12 protein-coding genes are annotated in these 14486 nt (G+C 75.7%); 8 read left to right on the top strand and 4 right to left on the bottom strand.

Features of this window, described 5'->3' with window-relative positions:
• Window positions 1-155 precede the first annotated feature (155 nt).
• Entirely contained in the window at window positions 156-560 is a 405-nt protein-coding gene (locus tag AB6N24_RS20470; RefSeq protein WP_412871213.1) for a TOBE domain-containing protein, read from the bottom strand.
• Window positions 561-801: 241 nt separating this feature from the next.
• Between AB6N24_RS20470 and AB6N24_RS20465 the strand changes: the two genes are divergently transcribed.
• Window positions 802-2370 carry an SDR family NAD(P)-dependent oxidoreductase gene (locus tag AB6N24_RS20465; RefSeq protein WP_412871212.1) on the top strand — a complete coding sequence of 523 codons (1569 nt, stop codon included), beginning with the start codon at window positions 802-804 and terminating at the stop codon, window positions 2368-2370.
• Between the two features lie 95 nt (window positions 2371-2465).
• On the opposite strand, the gene AB6N24_RS20460 is transcribed toward AB6N24_RS20465, so the two are convergent.
• From AB6N24_RS20460 to AB6N24_RS20450, 3 genes are read right to left on the bottom strand one after another with little or no spacing between them, the layout of a single operon-like run.
• Window positions 2466-3296: a carbohydrate ABC transporter permease gene (locus AB6N24_RS20460; protein WP_412871211.1), complete on the bottom strand. Its 831-nt coding sequence runs from the start codon at window positions 3294-3296 to the stop codon at window positions 2466-2468.
• Window positions 3293-4258, bottom strand: coding sequence for a carbohydrate ABC transporter permease (locus AB6N24_RS20455; RefSeq protein WP_412871210.1), 966 nt, complete (start codon window positions 4256-4258; stop codon window positions 3293-3295). The genes AB6N24_RS20460 and AB6N24_RS20455 overlap by 4 nt, the downstream gene beginning before the upstream one ends.
• A gap of 1 nt (window position 4259) precedes the next feature.
• A complete protein-coding gene (locus AB6N24_RS20450) occupies window positions 4260-5657 on the bottom strand; it encodes an ABC transporter substrate-binding protein (RefSeq protein ID WP_412871209.1) in 1398 nt (465 codons plus the stop codon).
• Window positions 5658-5980: 323 nt separating this feature from the next.
• On the opposite strand from AB6N24_RS20450, the gene AB6N24_RS20445 reads away from it, so the two are divergent.
• From AB6N24_RS20445 to AB6N24_RS20415, 7 genes are all read left to right on the top strand, one after another.
• The gene (locus AB6N24_RS20445; protein ID WP_412871208.1) at window positions 5981-6730 is read left to right on the top strand and encodes a GAF and ANTAR domain-containing protein; all 750 of its coding nucleotides are present in this window, start codon (window positions 5981-5983) and stop codon (window positions 6728-6730) included.
• Between the two features lie 330 nt (window positions 6731-7060).
• Window positions 7061-8737 (top strand): carbamoyltransferase family protein, encoded by a 1677-nt coding sequence (locus tag AB6N24_RS20440; protein ID WP_412871207.1) that lies wholly within the window; start codon window positions 7061-7063, stop codon window positions 8735-8737.
• Entirely contained in the window at window positions 8734-10419 is a 1686-nt protein-coding gene (locus tag AB6N24_RS20435) for an HAD-IIIA family hydrolase (protein ID WP_412871206.1), read from the top strand. The genes AB6N24_RS20440 and AB6N24_RS20435 overlap by 4 nt, the downstream gene beginning before the upstream one ends.
• Window positions 10416-11537, top strand: coding sequence for a glycosyltransferase family 9 protein (locus AB6N24_RS20430; protein ID WP_412871205.1), 1122 nt, complete (start codon window positions 10416-10418; stop codon window positions 11535-11537). The genes AB6N24_RS20435 and AB6N24_RS20430 overlap by 4 nt, the downstream gene beginning before the upstream one ends.
• The gene (locus AB6N24_RS20425) at window positions 11534-12493 is read left to right on the top strand and encodes a glycosyltransferase (protein ID WP_412871204.1); all 960 of its coding nucleotides are present in this window, start codon (window positions 11534-11536) and stop codon (window positions 12491-12493) included. Before AB6N24_RS20430 ends, AB6N24_RS20425 begins: the two co-directional genes overlap by 4 nt.
• Window positions 12490-13725 (top strand): glycosyltransferase, encoded by a 1236-nt coding sequence (locus AB6N24_RS20420; protein WP_412871203.1) that lies wholly within the window; start codon window positions 12490-12492, stop codon window positions 13723-13725. The genes AB6N24_RS20425 and AB6N24_RS20420 overlap by 4 nt, the downstream gene beginning before the upstream one ends.
• The coding region (locus AB6N24_RS20415) for a D-sedoheptulose-7-phosphate isomerase (protein WP_412871202.1) at window positions 13722-14486 on the top strand (765 nt) is incomplete at its 3' end. The genes AB6N24_RS20420 and AB6N24_RS20415, both read left to right, overlap by 4 nt.

Here is a 14486-nt window from a genome sequence, read left to right as displayed (position 1 = left end):
TGGCGCGGGTGTCGCCCCGAGCCGGGCCAGGACGGTGCCGGGGCGACGCGTCGGGCCGGGTGCGCCGTCCCGCGACGCACCGGCCCGCGACGCACCTGCCCGCGACGCACGTTCCCGCGCGGCCGTCGCGGACCGCGGTCCCCGGCGCCCGGTCCTCACCGGCTCGTGCCCGGCGTCTCGACCAGGACCGTCGTCGCCTTGACCACCGCGACGGCGAGCGCCCCCACGTGCAGGTCGAGCTCGCGCACCGCCTCGCTCGACATGAGGGACACGACCCGGTGCGGGCCGCACTGGAGCTCGACCTGGGCCATGACCGTGTCGGCGGTGATCGCCGTGACGAGCCCGACGAACCGGTTGCGCGCCGAGCTCGTGGCCGCGCCCGGGTCCTCGGGGGTGCGGGCGTTCTGCACGGCGCGGGCGGCGAGGTCGGCGCCGTCGATGAGCCGGCGCCCCGCGCTGTCCCACCCCGCGCGCAGCAGGCCCGAGTCGACCCAGCGGCGCACGGTGTCGTCGCTCACCCCGAGCAGCTCGGCGGCCTCGGCGATCCGGAAGTGCGTCACGAAACGGACGATATCACCGCACACGCGGCGCCCAGCCGGTGCCCGTCACGCAATCGCGGCCGACGGCAGCGCCCTCGCGCGGCAGTCAGGCGCCGGACGTGCGGCGAACGTCACCCCAGAGATCGGCCCGCCCGCCGGTACGCTGAGCGGTTGGCGCGCACCTCGCGCCGGCGTGTGCCCGTGAGGACGAGGCCCCGCGAGGCCCGTCGTCCGCCCGGGGCGGCAGAGATGGAAGAGCCACATGACCGTCACCGACAGCCGCGACGCGCGCGGCGCCGCCCAGCACCGGGACGCCGAGCCGTCCCCCGCCGACGAGCTGTCCCCCGCGCTGGAGCACGTCGACGAGCAGGCGGACCACCACGCCCCCGGTGTGGACGACGCGGACCTCGCGACGTTCCTGCGCGTCGTCGACCACCTCGTCACCCTCCCCCACGACCACCCCCAGCACGCGGTCGCCCGGCGCGCGACGTCGGGGCTGTTCAAGGCCGTGAAGAAGCACCGCCGCACCGAGAAGCGGGCCGCGATCAGCGCCGCCGACCGCGCCGTCGTCGCCGCGACCGCGACCGGCAGCCCGGGGCGCATCGACGACGAGACCCTCGGGATCCCGCTCGTGTCGAACGCCCGCGGCGCGACCGCCGGGACGCTGCTCAAGGCGCGGCCCTGCTACATCTGCAAGGAGCTCTACACCGAGGTCGACGCGTTCTACCACCAGCTGTGCCCGTCGTGCGCCGCGCTCAACCACGCGAAGCGCGACGCCCGCACCGACCTGACCGGCCGGCGTGCGCTGCTCACGGGCGGGCGCGCCAAGATCGGCATGTACATCGCGCTGCGGCTCCTGCGCGACGGCGCGCACACCACGATCACGACCCGCTTCCCGCGCGACGCGGCCCGGCGCTTCGCCGCGATGCCCGACGCCGCGGACTGGCTCGACCGGCTCGAGATCGTCGGGATCGACCTGCGCGACCCCGCCCAGGTCGTCGCGCTCGCCGACTCGGTCGCCGCCGCCGGGCCGCTCGACGTCCTGATCAACAACGCCGCGCAGACGGTCCGCCGCTCCCCGGGGGCGTACTCCCGCCTCGCCGACGCAGAGCTCGCCCCGCTGCCCGCCGGGCCGCTGCCCGCGATCCGCACGTTCGGCCACACGAGCGACGCCCACCCCCGCGCGCTCGCCGGCGCCGTCAGCGAGCTCACCAGCCCGGCCCTCGCCCTGGCCGCCGCGGACGCCGGCGCGCTCACCGCCCAGGCCCTCACCGCGCACGCCGCGTCGCTCGAGCGGCTCGTCGCGGGCACGTCGATCGACGCGGGCGGTCTCGTGCCCGACACGCACGACACGAACAGCTGGGTCGCGACGGTCGACGAGGTCGACCCGATGGAGCTGCTCGAGGTCCAGCTGTGCAACCAGACGGCGCCGTTCATCCTCGTCAGCCGTCTGCGCCCGGCGATGCGGGCCGCGAGCGCCCGGCGCACGTACGTCGTGAACGTCTCGGCGATGGAGGGGGTGTTCTCGCGCGGCTACAAGGGCCCGGGGCACCCGCACACGAACATGGCGAAGGCCGCGCTGAACATGCTCACGCGCACGAGCGCCGCCGAGCTCGCGACCGACGGCATCCTCATGACGGCCGTCGACACGGGCTGGATCACCGACGAGCGGCCCCACCCGACCAAGGTGCGCCTCGCCGAGGAGGGCTTCCACGCCCCGCTCGACCTGGTCGACGGCGCCGCGCGCGTGTACGACCCGATCGTGCGCGGCGAGGCGGGCGAGGACCTGTTCGGCTGCTTCCTCAAGGACTACGCCCGCTCGGCGTGGTGACCGGGGACGGGCGCCGCTGACCGGGCGCCCCGCCGGGCACGGTCCGGCCGCGGGTGGGCCGGCAGGCCCGGCGGGTGCCGGGCCTGCCGGTGACGTCAGCCCTTCGAGCCGGTCGTGGCGATGCCCTCCACGAAGTGCCGCTGCCCGACGAAGAACAGCAGGATCATCGGCAGCGTCGCGATGACCGAGGCGGTCACGACGATCTCCCAGTGCCACTCCCCGCCGAACCCGTACTGGTCGAGGAGCGCCTTGAGCCCGCGCGGGACGGTGAACTTGTCGGAGTCCTGCACGTAGATCAGCGGGCGCATGAGGTCGGTCCACGCGGCCTGGGTCTCGAACAGCAGGGTGAGCACGAGCGCCGGGCGCGCCAGCGGCAGGGCGATGGACCGGAAGATCGTCCAGTTGCCGGCGCCGTCGAGGGACGCGGCCTCGAACAGCTCACGGGGCAGCCCGAGGAAGAACTGCCGGATGAGGAAGATGTAGAACGCGCTGCCGAACAGGTTCCCGGCCCACAGCGGGGTCAGGGTCCCGACGAAGCCGAGCTCCTTCCAGATCAGGTACGTCGGGATGAGCGTGACCGCGCCGGGCAGCATCATCGTCGCGAGGACGAGCCCGAACAGGAACCCGCGCCCCCGGAACCGGAAGTACGCGAACCCCCACGCGACGGCCGCGCTGGACAGGGTCACGGTGACCCCCGCCAGGACGGTGACGAGCGCGGTGTTGCCGAGCCACTGGGCCATCGGCACCTCGCGCCACACCTGCACGTAGTTGTCGAGCGTGAACGTCTCGGGGATCAGCCGGTTGTCGAAGACCTCCCCGCGCGGCTTGAACGACGCGCTGACGAGCCACACGAACGGGTACACGAACACGACGGTCGCGGCGACGAGCGCCGCGAGGATCAGCGGGCGTCCCAGGCGGCCCGTCACTTCTGGTCCCCCTCGTAGTAGACGACGCGCTTGGAGACCGCGAGCTGCACGAGCGTCACCGCGAGGATGATCACGAACAGCAGCCACGCCATCGCCGAGGCGTACCCCATGTTGAGGTTCTCGAAGCCCTGCTGGAACAGGTAGATGACGTAGAACAGCGCGGCCTCGTTGGCGTAGGTCGTGTTCCCCGAGCCGAAGAACGCGGTGTACGCCTCGGTGAACATCTGGAACGCCGCGATCGTGTTGACCACGACGACGAAGAACAGCGTCCCCGAGATCATCGGCACGGTGACCGCGAACGTCCGGCGCCAGAACCCCGCGCCGTCGACCCGCGCCGCGTCGTACAGCTCGGACGGCACCTGGCGCAGGGCCGCGAGCAGGATGATCACGGTCGAGCCGATCGTCCACATGCTCATGAGCACGAGCGCGGGCTTGATCCACATCTGGTCCGTCGTCCAGTACGGCCCCTGGATGCCGACCGCGCCGAGCGCCTCGTTGACCAGCCCGTTCTGCCCGTTGAACAGCAGCAGCACGAGCACCCCCACCGCGACCGGCGGGGTCATCTTGGGCAGGAAGAACGTCGTGCGGAAGAACCCCGAGGAGCGCCCGGCCCGCTCGAGCAGCAGCGCGAGACCGAGCGCGCCGGCCACGTGCAGCGGGACCGCGAGCACCGTGTAGACCACCGTGTTCGTGAGCGCGAGCGCGATCTTCGGGTCGGCGGCCATGTCGCGGTAGTTCTCGAGCCCGATGAACCGCGGGTCGTTGATCACGTCGTAGTCGGTCAGCGACAGGTACGCCGAGTACACGACCGGCCACAGCGTGAAGACGAGGAACCCGAGGATCCACGGGCTCAGGAACAGCAGGGCGGAGCGCAGGTTCCGCCGCGACCGGGCCCGCGCGGTGCGGGTGCGGGTGGGCGCGACGGGACCCGCGGCCACCGGGGCGGCCGTCGTGGTGGTCACGTCAGCCGTCCGACCGCTCGTCCCACTCGGCCCAGGCGTCGTCGAGCGCCTCCTGCGCCTCCTGCTGCGCCTGCGCGAGCGCCTCGGCCGGCTCCTGCTGGCCGTTGAGCACGCGGTTCACGCCGTCCTGCCACGCCGCCTTGAACTCGGCGTCCGCCGGGTTCGCGGGCAGCGAGAACGTGCTCTCGTTGGCCTCGTACACCGCCTCGACCGCCTGGTCCCACACCGGGGAGCCGGACGGCTCGACGAGCGTCGAGCGGATCTCCTCGTCGGCGTCCGCGTTGCCGGTCAGCAGCCCCGTGAACACCTGTCCGGACTCGGCGCGGGCGTCGGCGCGGGCCTGCGCCGCCGCGAGCCAGCTGTCCTGCTCGACCATCGTCGCCGCGAACCGGCACGCCGCCGCCGCGTTCGGGCTGCCCGCGGGGATGGCCCACGCCGAGCCCGTCGCGAACGCGAGCGGCTCGCCCTCCCGGGAGCGGAAGGTGTCGAACGCGAGCGTCGCGTCCGGGGAGACCTCGTTGAGCACGTTGACGTACCAGTTCTCCATGGGCATCGCCCCGAGGGTGTGCGTCGCGAACTGGTTGCCCTCGCCGAAGAAGTCCGCGGAGTCGCGGAACGCCTTCACCGCGGGGAACCCGCCCTGCGCGTCGTACACCGCCACCGCGAGCTCGAGCGCCTCGAGCGCCTCCGGGGAGTCCAGCTGGGCGGTGCGGGCGTCGTCGGACAGCAGGTCCGCACCGTTCGCCTTGGCCCACAGCGGGAAGAACTCGGGCAGCTTGGAGTCGAAGCCGATCACCGACAGCGCGCCCCCGTCGCGGCGGACCAGCGCCGAGGTCGCCTGCGTGACCGCGTCCCAGTCGGAGCCGTTGACGGCCTCGATGCCGAGCCCGGCCGCCGACAGCAGCGAGGAGTCCGCCATCGTGACCTGGACCTGGTTGAACTCCGGCAACGCGTACACCACGTCGTCGAAGGTCACCTGGCCGGACGCGGCCTCCCGGAACTGGCCGGTGTCGACGTCCTCCGCCGCGATGCAGTCCGTCAGCGGCAGGATCGCCCCGCGCGAGGCGAACGTGCCGATCTGGTCCCGGTTCGCGTACACGAGGTCGGGCGGGTCGCCCGCGGCGACCGCGGAGAGGAACGCCTGGATGTCGAGGTCGCCCTCGACCAGGGAGACCTCGACGTCGTCACCGAGCTCCTCCGTGGCGCGGTCGTAGCGCACCTGCGCCACGTCGTCGCCCGTCCCGAAGCCCATCACCGTGAGCTCACCGCTCATCGCGGCGTCCGACCCGTACGTCACCTCGGCCTGCTCCGGCTCCCCGCTGCCCGACGCGCACGCGCCGAGCGCGAGCACCCCGGCCGCCGCCACCGTCCCGCACAGTCCCACCCGTCGCGTGCTCATCACGCACCCCTCCGATCCCGCCCGTGGGGACACCCACGCCGGTCCGGGCCGACGGTCGTCGACGGAAGCGGACACGGACGCCGGCGGGCGGGCCGTCCACGGTGGCGGACGGCGCCGTCCCGCCCAGGTTCACCCGGGCGGGCGCCCCCGCTGGCTGGAGGGCCGAGCCGACGCGGCTCATGGGACAGATGGTGCGCCGGAGAAGCGCTTCTCGCGACCCGAGCCGGACGGGCGTCCGACCTGCCTCGCGCGGGGCGCGTGCGCGATCCGGGCGCCCGGGCGATCCTTGTCCCGTGGACGTCGTCGACCCGAGGAGCGCACCCATGGACCGGACCGTCGAGCGCGCGCACGCGATCACCGAGCTGCACACGCTGCTGCTCGAGGCGGCAGGCGTCGAGGAGTTCGTCGAGGGCGTCGCGCAGGCCGCGGCGGCGCGCATCCGGCCCGACGCGCACGTCGCGATCATGCTCAAGCGCCAGGGACGGCCCACCGGTGTCGCCAGCAGCGACGAGCGCGCCGCGCAGTGCGACGAGGTCGAGTTCGCCGCGAACGAGGGCCCGTGCCTGACGTCCGCGGAGACCGGCGAGCGGATCGTGATCCAGGAGCTCGAGCGCGGCGACGAGCGCTGGCCCGCGTGGGCCGACGCCGCCCGGCAGGTCGGGTTCCGTTCGGCGGCGGCGATCCCCCGCAGCGTGCGCGAGGGCGTCGACATCGCGATCAACCTGTACTCCGAGGACCCGGGCGTGTGGGACGACGACGCGCTGGCCACCGCCGAGATGTACGCCGACGAGGTCGCCCGCACCCTGCGGCTGTGCCTGCGCTCGGCGGACCAGGCGGAGATCAACGAGGACCTCAAGGCCGCGCTCGCGTCGCGCGCCGTGATCGACCAGGCGATGGGCGTCATCATGGCGGAGAACCGCTGCTCCTCGGAGGAGGCGTTCCGGATCCTGCGCAGCGCCTCCCAGAACCGCAACCTCAAGCTCCGCGACGTCGCCGCGTCCCTCATCGAGAACGTCACCGGCGTCGCCCCGCAGCCCGGCACGGAGTTCGCGGAGCGCAAGCCCGGGACCTGACGCCGGCCGCCGTCGCGGACACCGCAGGAGCCCGCCGACCGGCTCCTCGCGGCCCGCGCCGGACCGGCCGACGGCTGGCTCCCGACCGGCTCAGGACCGCCCCGAGGGGCGGCGTCGAGCCACTGCGGAGGCCGCACGGGCACCGCCCCCCGCCCGCCCGCGGAACCCGCGCCGGAACCGATGTCGCAGGTCAGGCGCTCGCGGTTCGGAACGAACCGGACACCCGCCGAGAAGCGGTTCAAGGTGCGAGAAGTGCTCGAGGGGAACAGAGTGTCCCTCGAGTCCAGCCACGCGCTCACACGACTGACCCCTGAGAAAGGTCGGCCCTGCATGCGCGTGCTCGGCGTCAACGCCATCTACCACGACCCCTCCGCAGCCCTCGTCGTCGACGGCGTGACGGTCGCCGCCGCCGAGGAGGAGCGCTTCAGCCGGCGCAAGCACGGCAAGCGCCCCGTCCCGTTCTCCGCGTGGGAGCTGCCCGAGCTGTCGATGCGCTGGTGCCTCGCCGAGGCGGGCCTCAGGCCGCAGGACCTCGACGCGATCGCGTACTCGTTCGACCCGAGCCTCGTGGTCCCCGCCGAACAGCTCGGCCTGCACGACCCGTGGGACCACCTGCGCACCACGTACGCCGAGAAGGCCCCCGGCTTCATCTCGACCGCGCTCGGCGGCGAGGTCGACCCCGCGCTCGTGCGGTACGTGCCCCACCACGTGGCGCACGCCGCGTCGGCCGCGCTGGCCGCCCCGCACCGCGACTGCAGCGTGCTCGTCCTCGACGGCCGCGGCGAGCGCGCGTCGCACCTCGCCGGCCGGTACCGCGGCGGGCGCCTCGAGGTCCTCGCGAGCCAGGGCCTGCCGCACTCGCTCGGGCTGCTCTACGAGTCGCTCACCGAGCACCTCGGGTTCCTGCGCTCGAGCGACGAGTACAAGGTCATGGCGCTCGCGTCGTACGGCAAGCCGCGCTTCCTCGAGGAGCTCCGGGAGGTCGTCCACCCGACCGGCGACGGCGGGTTCGTCGCCGAGGCGCCCGACTGGTCCCGGTGGGCCCCGAAGCGGGTCGACGACGGGACGTGGGGCGGCGACCACGCCGACCTCGCGTGCTCCGTGCAGGCGCGCCTCGAGGAGGTCCTCGTCGAGCTCGCCCGCTGGATCCACGAGCAGACCGGCGACCGCGTGCTCGCGATGGCCGGCGGCACCGCCCTGAACTGCGTCGCGAACTCCCGGATCTGGCGCGAGACCCCGTTCGAGGACGTCTGGGTCCAGCCCGCCGCCGGGGACGCCGGCACGTCCCTCGGCGCGGCCCTGCAGGTCGCGGCCGACGGCGGGGAGCAGCTCACGCCCATGCCCGGCGCGGACCTCGGGCGCGGGTGGAGCGACGACGACCTCGCCGCGTGGCTGCGCGGCGCGGCCGTCCCGTTCAGCGAGCCCGCCGACCTCGGCGCCGAGGTCGCCGACGTGCTCGCCCGCAACGGCGTCGTCGCCTGGTTCGACGGCCGCAGCGAGTTCGGGCCGCGAGCGCTCGGCCACCGGTCGCTGCTCGCGCACCCGGGGCACCCGGAGAACCTCGAGCGCCTCAACGACGTCAAGGGCCGGGAGCAGTTCCGTCCCGTGGCGCCGATGGTGCTCGCGGACCGCGCGGAGGAGATCTTCACGGACGGGCCGATCCCGAGCCCGTACATGCTGTTCGTGCACAGCGTCCGCCCGGCGTGGCGGGAGCGGATCCCGGCGGCGGTGCACGTCGACGGGACCGCCCGGATCCAGACGGTGGACCCGGCGGTGCAGCCGCGCCTGGGGGCGACCCTGCGCGCGTTCGAGGCGCGCACCGGGCTGCCGGTCGTCATCAACACGAGCCTGAACACCGCGGGGCGCCCGATGGTGGACGACCCGCGCGACGCGCTCGAGCTGTTCGGCTCGGCGCCCGTCGACCTGCTGGTGGTGGGCCCGTACCTGGTGCGGCGTTCCACGATGTTCGCGCGGGTGGGGGCGTCCGCCGGGGTGGCCGCCCGATGAGGGCGGCGTACGCGGTCGTGGTCCCCACCATCGGGCGTCCGTCGCTCGGGGTGCTGCTGGAGAGCCTCGCGGCGCAGCGGTTCGACTCCGGCTGCCCGGCGCCCGTCGAGGTGGTGGTGTGCGACGACCGGTCGCTCGACGCCGCGCCGGAGGCGCTCGTCCTGCCGGACCTGACCGGTCTCGACCGGGCCGGTGTGCCGGTGCGGGTCGTCCGCTCGGGCGGGCGGGGCCCGGCTGCGGCGCGCAACGCCGGGTGGCGCTCCGTGCGCGCGGAGTGGGTCGTGCTGCTCGACGACGACGTCGTGCTGCCCGCGGACTGGTCGGAGCACCTCGCCGCGGACCTCGCGGCGGCCGGGCCGGACGTGGCCGGCACGCAGGCGCGCCTGCGGGTCCCGCTGCCCGCGCACCGGCGGCCCACGGACTGGGAGCGGAACACCGCGGGGCTCGAGGGCGCGCGGTGGGCGACGGCCGACATGGCGTACCGGCGGGAGGTGCTCGAGCGGCTCGGCGGCTTCGACGAGCGGTTCCCGCGCGCGTACCGGGAGGACGCGGACCTGGCGCTGCGGGCCCGGCGGGCGGGCTGGCGGCTCGTGCGGGGGTCGCGCACCACCGAGCACCCCGTGCGGCCGGCGGACCCGCGGGTCAGCGTGCGGGTCCAGGCGGGTGCGCGGGACGACGCGCTCATGCGGGCGCTGCACGGGCCGCGGTGGCGCGAGGAGGCCGAGACGGGACGGGGGCGCTTCGCGTGGCACGTCGCGACCGTCGGCGCGGGGGTGTGCGCGCTCGGCGCGGCGGTCCTCGGGCGGCGCGGCGCCGCGGCGCTCGCCGGGGCGGCGTGGGTGGCGCTCACCGCGGACTTCGCGCGGCGCCGCATCGTGCCGGGACCCGCACGCGGCGAGGAGGGCTGGCTCGCGGAGCGGCGGACGATGGCGTGGACGAGCGCGGTGATCCCCGCGGCGGCGCTGCGGCACCGGCTCGCGGGCACCCTCGCGCACCGCGCCGGTGCGGCCCCGTGGCCGGTGCCGGTGCGCGCGGTGCTGTTCGACCGGGACGACACCCTCGTGCACGACGTCCCGTACAACGGCGACCCCGACCGGGTGCGGGTCGTGGACGACGCGCGCGCGGTGCTCGACGACCTGCGCGCGCGGGGGATCAAGGTCGGCGTCGTGACGAACCAGTCCGGCATCGGGCGCGGCCTGCTCACGCTCGCGCAGGTCGAGGCCGTCGAGGCGCGGATCGAGGCCGAGCTCGGGCCGTTCGACGTGTGGGTGCGCTGCCCGCACGCGCCCGCCGACGGGTGCACGTGCCGCAAGCCGCAGCCGGGCCTCGTGCTGCAGGCCGCGGCTCGGCTCGGGGTCAGCCCCGCGGAGTGCGTCGTCGTCGGGGACATCGGCGCGGACGTCGGTGCCGCGATCGCCGCCGGGGCGGGTGCGGTGCTCGTGCCGACGCCCGTGACCCGGCCCGAGGAGGTAGCGGCGGCACCGCTCGTCGCGGTGAGCCTGACCGAGGCCGTGGCGCTGGTCCGCGAGCGCCTCGCGGACGCCGCTCCCCCGGCCCCGGACGTGGCGGCACCCGGGGGGCCCCGGCTCGCGGGCGCGCACAGCCCGCAGGTGCCTGCTGCGGCCGGCCCCGTGCCGGCACCGGCGCCGCTGTCGCGCGTCGGGGGCGGTGGTGCCCGGTGAGCAAGGTCCTCGCGGTCCGCCTCGACAACGTCGGGGACGTGCTGCTGACCGGTCCGGCGGTCCGGGCCCTCGCCGCGACGGCGTCGGGCGTCGACCTGCTCGTGTCGGGGTCGGGCGAGGCCGCCGCGCGGCTGCTGCCCGGCGTCGACGAGGTGCTGCGCTTCGACGCCCCGTGGAGCGGGTACCGGCCGCCGGAGTTCAGCACGGGCGCCGTCCAGGCGCTGCTCGCGCGCCTGCGCGCGCACCAGTACGACCGTGCGGTGGTGTTCACGTCCGACCACCAGAGCCCGCTGCCCATGGCGCTGCTCGCGCGGATGGCGGGCATCGGCTGGGTCGGTGCGACGAGCCACGACTACCCGGGCGCGCTGCTCGACGTGCGCCACCCGCGCCCCGAGGGCCTGCACGAGGTCGAGGCGGCGCTCGGGCTGGCCCGGGCGGCGGGCGGCGAGCTCGCACCGGGCGACGACGGGCGCCTGCGGGTGCGCGAGCCGCTGCCCTCGGTCACGGACCTCGTGCCCGACAGGCCGTACGTCGTGGTGCACCCGTCGGCGTCGGTGCCCGCGCGCGCCCCGGCACCCGAGCACACCGCGGCGATGGTCGCGGCCCTGGGCGACGCCGGCTGGTGCGTGCTGGTCACGGGCGGGGCGTCGGAGCACGAGCTCGCGGCACGGGTCGCGGGCAGCACCGGGACGCCCGTGGCGGGCCGCACCGACCTGCACCGGCTCGCGGCGCTCCTCGCCGGTGCGGCGTGCGTCGTGACGGGCAACACCGGCCCCGCGCACCTCGCGGCCGCCGTCGGCACCCCCGTCGTCTCCCTCTTCTCCCCCGTCGTGCCCGCGGAGCGCTGGGCTCCCTACGGCGTCCCGGTCCGGCTCCTGGGCGACCAGGGGGCGGCGTGCCGGGGCACCCGGGCGCGGGAGTGCCCCGTCGCGGGCCACCCGTGCCTGACCGGGATCTCCCCCGCGGAGGTCGTGGACGCCGTCGCCGGGCTGGTCGGTGCCGCCGGAGCGCACGCGCCGGCCGTCCCGAGTGTCCTCGCCGGTACGTCCGGGGCCGCGGGTGCCGCGGTCGCGGGAGCCGCGACCGGGTCCGCGCTCGGGGCGGGGGTGCGCGCATGAGGGTCCTCGTGTGGCACGTGCACGGGTCGTGGCAGACGTCGTTCGTCGCCGGCCCGGACGAGTACCTGATCCCCGTGGTGCCCGACCGCGGGCCGGACGGGCGCGGATGTGCCCGGACGTGGACGTGGCCCGCGAGCGCCCGGGAGGTCGCCCCGGAGGAGCTGCGGGCGGCCGAGCCCGACGTCGTGGTGCTCCAGCGCCCGCACGAGATCGAGCTGCTCGAGCGGTGGACGGGGCTGCGCGCGGGGGTCGACGTGCCGGCGGTGTACGTCGAGCACAACACGCCCGCCGGGGCGGCGGCGACGACCCGGCACCCGCTCGCGGACCGCTCCGACATCCCCGTCGCGCACGTGACCGCGTTCAACGCGCTCATGTGGGACTGCGGGCGCGCACCGACGACGGTCGTCGACCACGGCGTGCACGACCCGGGCCCGCTGTACACCGGGGAGCGCGAGCGCGTCGCCGTCGTGGTCAACGAGCCGGTGCGACGCGGGCGGGTCGCCGGGACGGACCTGCTGGTGCACGCCGCGGGGCGCGTCCCCGTCGAGGTGTACGGCATGGGGGTCCTCGGGCTCGCGGACCTCGTCCCGGACCTCGCGGGCCACCTGCACGACGACGTCCCGCAGGCGCAGATGCACGCACGCCTCGCCGGGGCGCGCGCCTACCTGCACCCGTTCCGGTGGACCAGCCTCGGGCTCGCGCTCGTCGAGGCCATGACGATCGGGATGCCGGTGCTCGCGCTCGCGACGACCGCGGCGCCCGAGGCCGTCCCGCCGTCGGCGGGCGTCGTCAGCTCGGACCCGGACGTGCTCGTCTCCGCCGCACGCCGCTGGCTGCACGACCCCGAGGAGGCCCGCGCCCACGGCCGGGCCGCCCGCGCCCACGCGCTCGAGCACTTCGGTCTCGACCGCTTCCTGTCCGACTGGCAAGTCCTGCTCAAGGAGGTCGTCCGATGAGGATCGCGATGGTGTCGGAGCACGCCAGCCCGCTCGCCACGCTCGGTGGTGTGGACGCCGGCGGGCAGAACGTCCACGTCGCCGCGCTCGCCGAGCACCTCGCGAGGCTGGGGCACCAGGTCGACGTGTTCACCCGGCGCGACGACGCGGGCCTGCCGCGGGTCGTCGAGATGCGCCCGGGCGTGCGGGTCGTGCACGTGAGCGCGGGGCCGGCGCGGGCGCTGCCCAAGGACGAGCTGCTCCCGTACATGACCGAGCTCGGCGACGAGCTCGCACGGGAGTGGCGGGAGCACGGCGTCCCCGACGTGGTGCACGCGCACTTCTGGATGTCCGGCCTCGCCGCGCTGCGGGCCGCCGCGGTGACCGGCCCGCCCGTGGTGCAGACGTTCCACGCGCTCGGCTCCGTCAAGCGCCGGCACCAGGGCGAGCGCGACACGAGCCCGGCGGGGCGGGCCGACGTCGAGGCGCAGATCGCCCGGACCGTCACGCGGGTCGTGGCGACGTGCACGGACGAGCTCGCCGAGCTCGTCCGGCTCGGGGTCCCGTCCTCGCGCGTGTCGGTCGTGCCGTGCGGGGTCGACGTCACGCACTTCCGGCCGCCTCGCCCGGAGGACGCCGTCCCGCCGCTGCAGGACGGCCGGTTCCGGCTGCTGTCCGTCGGCCGGCTCGTGGAGCGCAAGGGCGTCGACAACGCCGTGCGCGCGCTGCCGCTCCTGCCCGACGTCGAGCTCGCCGTGGTCGGCGGACCCGCGCAGGAGGAGGTGCGCGACGACCCCGAGGGACGGCGCCTGTGGCAGCTCGCGGTCGACCTGCACGTCGAGGACCGGGTCCGGTTCCTGGGGCGCGTCGCGCACGACGACATGCCGGCCGTCCTGCGGTCCGCGCACGTCGTGGTCGCGACCCCCTGGTACGAGCCGTTCGGGATCGTCCCGCTCGAGGCCGCGGCGTGCGGGCGGCCCGTCGTCGCCAGCGCGGTCGGCGGGATGCTCGACACCGTCCAGGACGGCACCACCGGGGTGCTCGTCCCCCCGCGGGACGCGCTCGCGCTCGCCCGGGCGGTCCGCAGCGTCGTCGACGACCCCGACAACGCCGTCTCGCTCGGCACCGCCGCCCGGCGCCGCGCCGTGCGCCGGTACGGGTGGGACCGCGTCGCGCAGCAGACCGCACGCGTCTACCGGGAGCTCGTGTCCGCGGGCCGGGCCGCCCACGTCGTCGAGGAGCAGGCCGTATGAGCACGCAGTCGTGGATCGAGGAGCACACCGACGAGCTCACGCGCGCGCTGCGCTGGCTCGGGGACCAGAGCGGGCTCGTCGAGCGCTGGGGGGCCGAGCTCGCCGACCGGCTCGTCGCCGGGCACCGGGTGCTCGTCGCAGGGAACGGGGGCAGCGCCGCGGAGGCCCAGCACCTCACGAGCGAGCTCGTCGGGCGCTTCCTCGCCGAGCGGCGCCCGTTCTCGGCGCTGTCGCTGTGCGCGGAGAGCTCGAGCGTCACCGCGATCGTCAACGACTACGGCGCCGACGAGATGTTCGCCCGCCAGGTCGAGGCGCACGGCCGGCCGGGTGACGTGCTCGTGCTGCTGTCCACGTCGGGGCGCAGCCCGAACATCCTGCGCGCCGCGGAGCGCGGCCAGGCGCTCGGGCTGCGCGTGTGGGCGCTGTCGGGCGCCGCGCCGAACCCGCTGGTCGGGTGCGCGCACGAGGCCCTCGCCGTGCCGGCGCCGTCGACGGCCGCGGTGCAGGCCGCCCACCTCGTGGCGATCCACGCGCTGTGCGCGGCGTTCGACGCGCGCGTCGGGCAGCACGACGCCGGGCTCGTCGACGCGCACGCCCCGGCCTCGGCCTCGGCGTCGGAGGTGACTCCCCCGCCCGAACGTCCCGCTGAGCCCGGCACGCCCGGCGTGCCCGCGCCCGCGCCCGACCGTCGGTCCCTCGACGGGGCGCTCGCCGCGCGGGTCGCCGACGCACGCCGGTCGGGGACCCACGCGGCGCAGCAC

Origin of the sequence: Cellulomonas jepli (assembly GCF_047229345.1) — a bacterium.
Taxonomy (GTDB): Bacteria; Actinomycetota; Actinomycetes; order Actinomycetales; family Cellulomonadaceae; genus Cellulomonas_A.
Note: the sequence above shows the minus strand (reverse complement) of the source record. Positions and strands in the feature narration are given on the sequence as shown.

Excerpts from the sequence above, each read along its gene's own strand:
- AB6N24_RS20465 (WP_412871212.1), top strand. The coding sequence starts at position 802 with ATGACCGTCACCGACAGCCGCGACGCGCGCGGCGCCGCCCAGCACCGG.
- AB6N24_RS20450 (WP_412871209.1), bottom strand. The coding sequence starts at position 5,657 with ATGAGCACGCGACGGGTGGGACTGTGCGGGACGGTGGCGGCGGCCGGG.
- AB6N24_RS20445 (WP_412871208.1), top strand. The coding sequence starts at position 5,981 with ATGGACCGGACCGTCGAGCGCGCGCACGCGATCACCGAGCTGCACACG.
- AB6N24_RS20440 (WP_412871207.1), top strand. The coding sequence starts at position 7,061 with ATGCGCGTGCTCGGCGTCAACGCCATCTACCACGACCCCTCCGCAGCC.
- AB6N24_RS20435 (WP_412871206.1), top strand. The coding sequence starts at position 8,734 with ATGAGGGCGGCGTACGCGGTCGTGGTCCCCACCATCGGGCGTCCGTCG.
- AB6N24_RS20425 (WP_412871204.1), top strand. The coding sequence starts at position 11,534 with ATGAGGGTCCTCGTGTGGCACGTGCACGGGTCGTGGCAGACGTCGTTC.
- AB6N24_RS20420 (WP_412871203.1), top strand. The coding sequence starts at position 12,490 with ATGAGGATCGCGATGGTGTCGGAGCACGCCAGCCCGCTCGCCACGCTC.